At 75.1% G+C, this 4,655-nt stretch carries 4 protein-coding genes and 1 pseudogene; 2 read left to right on the top strand and 3 right to left on the bottom strand.

Annotated features, from left to right (window positions below; all coding sequences use genetic code 11):
- The first annotated feature begins 15 nt into the window (after window positions 1–15).
- Together AN218_RS38740 and AN218_RS12390 are read left to right on the top strand one after the other, a co-directional pair.
- On the top strand, window positions 16–807 hold the full coding sequence (locus AN218_RS38740; protein WP_079132100.1) for an FGGY-family carbohydrate kinase: 792 nt from the start codon (window positions 16–18) through the stop codon (window positions 805–807).
- A gap of 106 nt (window positions 808–913) precedes the next feature.
- A complete protein-coding gene (locus AN218_RS12390) occupies window positions 914–1,798 on the top strand; it encodes a phosphotransferase family protein (RefSeq protein ID WP_079132099.1) in 885 nt (294 codons plus the stop codon).
- Here the strand turns inward: AN218_RS12390 and AN218_RS12385 are convergent.
- The 3 genes and pseudogenes from AN218_RS12385 to AN218_RS12375 form a co-directional block, all read right to left on the bottom strand.
- A complete protein-coding gene (locus AN218_RS12385; RefSeq protein WP_070016901.1) occupies window positions 1,782–2,075 on the bottom strand; it encodes a hypothetical protein in 294 nt (97 codons plus the stop codon). The genes AN218_RS12390 and AN218_RS12385 overlap by 17 nt on opposite strands.
- Before the next feature lie 87 nt (window positions 2,076–2,162).
- Window positions 2,163–4,124: a GMC family oxidoreductase gene (locus AN218_RS12380; RefSeq protein ID WP_079132098.1), complete on the bottom strand. Its 1,962-nt coding sequence runs from the start codon at window positions 4,122–4,124 to the stop codon at window positions 2,163–2,165.
- A pseudogene (locus AN218_RS12375) lies at window positions 4,121–4,655 on the bottom strand (hypothetical protein); the annotation flags it as partial. The gene AN218_RS12380 and the pseudogene AN218_RS12375, both read right to left, overlap by 4 nt.

The following is a 4,655-nucleotide window of genomic DNA, read 5'->3' as shown; positions in this document are numbered from 1 at the left end:
AGCACTGGATCACCCTTGCGGGGATGGCCAGTTCGGGCGCGCTCGTGGAGTGGTTCTGCGACCGCTTCCTCGACGGCTCCGCGGGCGGCACCGGGCCGTCGCCGGAGCGGGGGACGGGCCGGAGCCGCAACGGGCAGCGGGGCCGGGGCGGCGAACGGGCCGGCGAACCGGCGGACGAACGGGGCGGCAGACGGTCCCGCGAGGCCCAACCGTCCGCCCGCTACGAGGAGTTCGCACGCCTCGTCCAGGGCTGCGGCGACCGGTCCGCGGACGGCGGGGCGGCCCTGCCCAGCGGCATCACCGTCGAGCCGTATCTGCACGGACGCAGCGCCCCGCGCCCCGATCCCACCGCACGTCTCGCCGTGNGCCGTGCACGGCATGGCCTCCGGACACGGGCTCGCCGATCTCGCGCTGGCCCTGCTGGAGGGCGCCGCCTACCAGGCACGCTGGATGGCCGACGTCCAGGCCGAGTTGACGGGCGCGGCACCTCGCGCCGTCACGCTGCTGGGCGGCTCGACGCGCCAGCGCACCTGGACGGAGCTGAAGGCCGCCGTCACGCCGTGGACCACCGAGATCTGCACCGAGCCGGAGGCCCCGGCGCTGGGCGCGGCGGCCTGGGGCGGCGCCGCCATCGGCCTCGACCCCGCCGGCATCCGGCCCGCGGCCCGCGCCCTGTACCCGGACGACCGGGCCGCGGCGGCACACCGTGTCGCCTACCGGGAGCGGTTCCTGCCCCGGGTGACACGGCAGCGCCGTGAGGCCGCCGGGAAACGCCCCGTGCCGGAACTCCAGAACCAGGAGGGCTGATGCGGCCCGTACGACACCGGCCTCCGTCCGGCACGACGCCCGAACGCCCCTGCCGGCGGCGCGAGTTCACGGGATGCGCGCACCGGGAGACACATAGCCTGCCTCCATGGACAAGGGCGTGGATCCCGACGGCGCGGGCTGGGACGCCACGCGTGCCTGGGTGGAGAAGGAGCTGCCCGAAGGGGAGCACGTCGAGAACGCCGTACGGCTGCGCGGCGGCTGGACGTCACAGATGCGCCGCCTGGACCTCCGCGGTCCGGGCGGCCGCCGCTCACTCGTCCTGCGGTCCTTCGTCAAGCCCTTCTTCGTACGGCACGCGGAGGGCCTGCTGACCCGTGAGGCGGCCGTGCTGCGTCTGCTCGGCGACACGGACGTGCCCGCGGCCACGCTCGTCGCGCTGGACGCCACGGCCCAACAGTGCGCTCATCCCTCGCTGTTGATGTCGCTGCTGCCGGGGACCGTACGGCTGGGCGATCAGCACGCCGACGACCGCGCCGAACTGCTGGCCCGGCAGTTGGTACGCATCCACCGGCTGCCGCTCGGCGCACGGCAACGGCCGCGCACCTACCAGGCATGGACCTCTCCCGAACGGGTGACGCCGCCCGCGGACACCGAGCGGCCCGAGCTGTGGCGGCGTGCCGTCGACGTCATCCGCCGGAAGCCTCCGGCCTGTCAAGGGTGCTTCCTGCACCGGGACTTCCACCCCGGAAACGTCCTCTTCACCGGCGGCGGCACCGGCGGCGGTCTGCGGATCAGCGGCGTCGTGGGGCGAACGTCCGTACACCGGCGGGGAGTTCGACGACGGCGCCGCGCCCCGCGCCTGGCGCCTGCCGCCCCGGGCCTCGGCCCCGGCCGCCCCGGACACGACGACGGCCGTCACTCCCCACCACCGGGTCGTGACGGCCGTCGTCACAGTCAGTCTCAGCCTCAGCCGCCAACAGTGTTCCCCCGGCTCCCGGGGCCCAACACCCTTGTCAGCCGGTGCAGTTGAGATCGGACGTCAGCATGTAGCCCAGCGGCTCGCCCGTGTCCGTGCGGGAGACCCGCCACAGCCGGTCGGGGCCCGTCGCGGCGACCTGCTCGCCCTCCTTCATCGTGCCGAGGACCTTGCCGTGCGTCCCGTCGGCCGCGTACCGGGGAGCGCCGTCGCGCATCACCTCGCAGATCGCTCCCGACTGTGCGGAGCCGTCGACGGAGGGGATGGTGACGGCGGCGACGGCCAGCGCGCAGGGCGCTGCGAGACGAACTGCCAGTTTCCGTTTCTTCATCCTTCTCCCCGTATCGATACGGCTCGGCGCACATCTCCACCTTCCATCGTGCCAACTCCACGCTCCCGACGGCACGTCAGGGGTGGATTAGGCACTCTGTGCCACCTCCGCCGCCCTGGCGCCGACCGTCAGCGCCGTCGCCATGATCGTCAGTTGCGGATTCACCTCCGGGCAGCTCGGAAGGGCGGACCCGTCGGCGATCAGCACGCCTCGTACCCCCCGCAGCCACCCCTCGGCGTCCGCCGGAGCGGTCTGCGGATCGGCGCCCAGTGCCACCGTCCCGGTGGGGTGAAAGGCCGACAAATGGAGCTGCCGGGCCGTCAACCCCCGTAGCAGTTCCCGGAGTTGGTCGGGTGAGGACGCCCTCGGCGCGGCGGCCGCACCGGTGAGCACTTCCCGCGCCCCCGCCGCGAAGAGCACCCTGCCCATCGCCTCGACGGCCCGCATCAGCCGTCCCGCGTCCCGGCGTGCCACGTCGTAGCGCAGCAGCGTGCGACGGGCTCCCAGGACGCGGCCCGAGGGCAGGTCCGCGATCATAGCGCCCAGCGTCGCCAGCGATCCCGCGCCGTCCAGCTCCGCGCGCAGTTCGCGTCCGACGCCGGGCAGCACGAACGAGCCCATGCCCGGCGGTCCCGCCGTGGCCTCGATGAGGATGCCCTCGTCGTGCAACTCCTCGACGCCGACGCTCTGGAGCACACCGTGCCAGGCCGTGACCGGCTCCTCGAACCGTCCCGCCACGCTCGCCGCCGGATGCACCGCCAGGTTCCGGCCGAGCCGGGGATGGCCGCCGAGGCCGGAGCGGCGCAGCAGCGGCGGCGAGTGCAGGGCGCCCGCCGCGACGACGACGAGCGGGCTGAGGATCTCCAACTCGCCGCCGTCCGGGCGCCGTACGGTCACACCGCACGCCCGGGGACCGCCCGGCCGGTCCCGTTCGACGAGGATCCGCCGTACCTCCGCGCCCGTGACGATGCGCGCTCCCGCCGCGCACGCGTCGGGCAGCACCGAGAGCTGCACGCTCTGCTTCGCGCCGGTCGGGCAGCCGACGACGCACTGGCAGGAGCCCTTGCAGCCGGTCGCGTTGCGGCGCAGCGGCGCGGCCCGCCAGCCGAGGTGTTCGGCGCCGAGCAGCGCGGTGCGTCCGTTGCGGCCGAGGACGTCGAGCGGCGCGGTGGCGACGCCGAGCGTGCGCTCGACCTCGTCCAGACATGCGCCGAAGGCGCCGTCGTCGGCCAGTTCCAGTCCGTACGCGTCGCGCCAGCGGGCCAGCACACGGTCCGGAGTGCGGTAGCACGTACCGGAGTTGACGACGGTCGTGCCGCCGACGGCACGTCCGACGGGCAGCACGACGGGCGGGTTGCCGAGCATGACCGTGGCGCCGCCGTCCCGGTACAGCTCCCCGAACCGGTCGAGCGGCGTACGGCGCCGGAAGCTCGCGGTGGAGTGGTGCCGTCCCTCCTCCAGGACGACGACGCGCATGCCGGCGCGCGCGAGCGTACGGGCCACGACGGCGCCGCCCGCCCCGGAGCCCACGACGACGGCGTCGGCCGTCGACCTGTCGGGCCACTCCACGGACGGTACGCAGTCCAACGGCGGGTCCTGGGGCACGAGTCGGGGCCCCGGCACGTGCCCGGACGGGGACGCCGGCGCCGCCGCGCGCTCCTCGTGCAGCATCCGCTCGGTGCCCGCGGCGAGCATCACGGGCACCTTCACCGCGTCCAGTACGGGCAGCAGCGCCGGACGCGCAGCGAGCGAGGCGAGCACCGACTCCCGCTCGTCCGGCGTGAGTCGGCGCAGGGAACGGCCCGTACGGAGGGCGGCATAAGCGTCGACGGCGGCGGCTGCCGCCCGTACACCGGCGCGCGCGGGCGCGGGCATCGTCTCCAGTACGGTGCCCAGGCGGTGCGGGACGGCGCCGGGCCAGGGCGTGGTCCCGTCGTCGGCGAGCAGGGCGGCGACCAGACCGCCGAGCCTTCCGGTCCCGTCCGTCCCGTCGTTCGCGCGGCTCCCGTCGCTGCCGTTCCAACGGGCCGTGCCCTGCGTCCCGTTCACCGGTCGCCCACCTCCGCGTGCGCCGTGCCGTCGAGGGTCCACTCCGCTTCCGTACGCCACCGTCCCCACCAGCGCTCCAGCACGACGTGCGCGTCCGCCGTCTCGCTGTTGCGGCACACCGCGCCGCTGCCGTCGGGGTCGGTGTAGTCGAGCGCCAGGGTGCGCTCGCCGGGCTGGGTGACCTCGACCCGGATGCGGCGCAGCCCGCTGCGTCCCGACACCGTCCAACTCGGCAGCCCGAGACGGGACTTGAAGCGGCCCAGCCCCGCCCAGCCGAACGCGCTGCGCTCCGCGCGGCGCGGCCAGGTCCGTCCGTTCCTGCGCAGCCGCAGAAAGACCAGGGGCGGCAGCCGCCGGAGCCCGGGGCGTGTCGAGGTCGCCGCGACGATCTCCAGTACGTCGCCGCCGCCCAGCCCGGCGTGCAGCCACGCCCAGCGGCGGGCGTTGCCGTGCCCGTAGATCCGTGCGGTCGCCCCCGGTGCGCCGTCGAGCCGCAGCTCGCCGCCGTCCCAGGCGACGGTGCCGGTGTAG

The organism is Streptomyces nanshensis, assembly GCF_001751255.1.
Lineage (GTDB): Bacteria > Actinomycetota > Actinomycetes > Streptomycetales > Streptomycetaceae > Streptomyces > Streptomyces nanshensis_A.
This window is presented reverse-complemented; position numbering and strand designations above follow the sequence as displayed.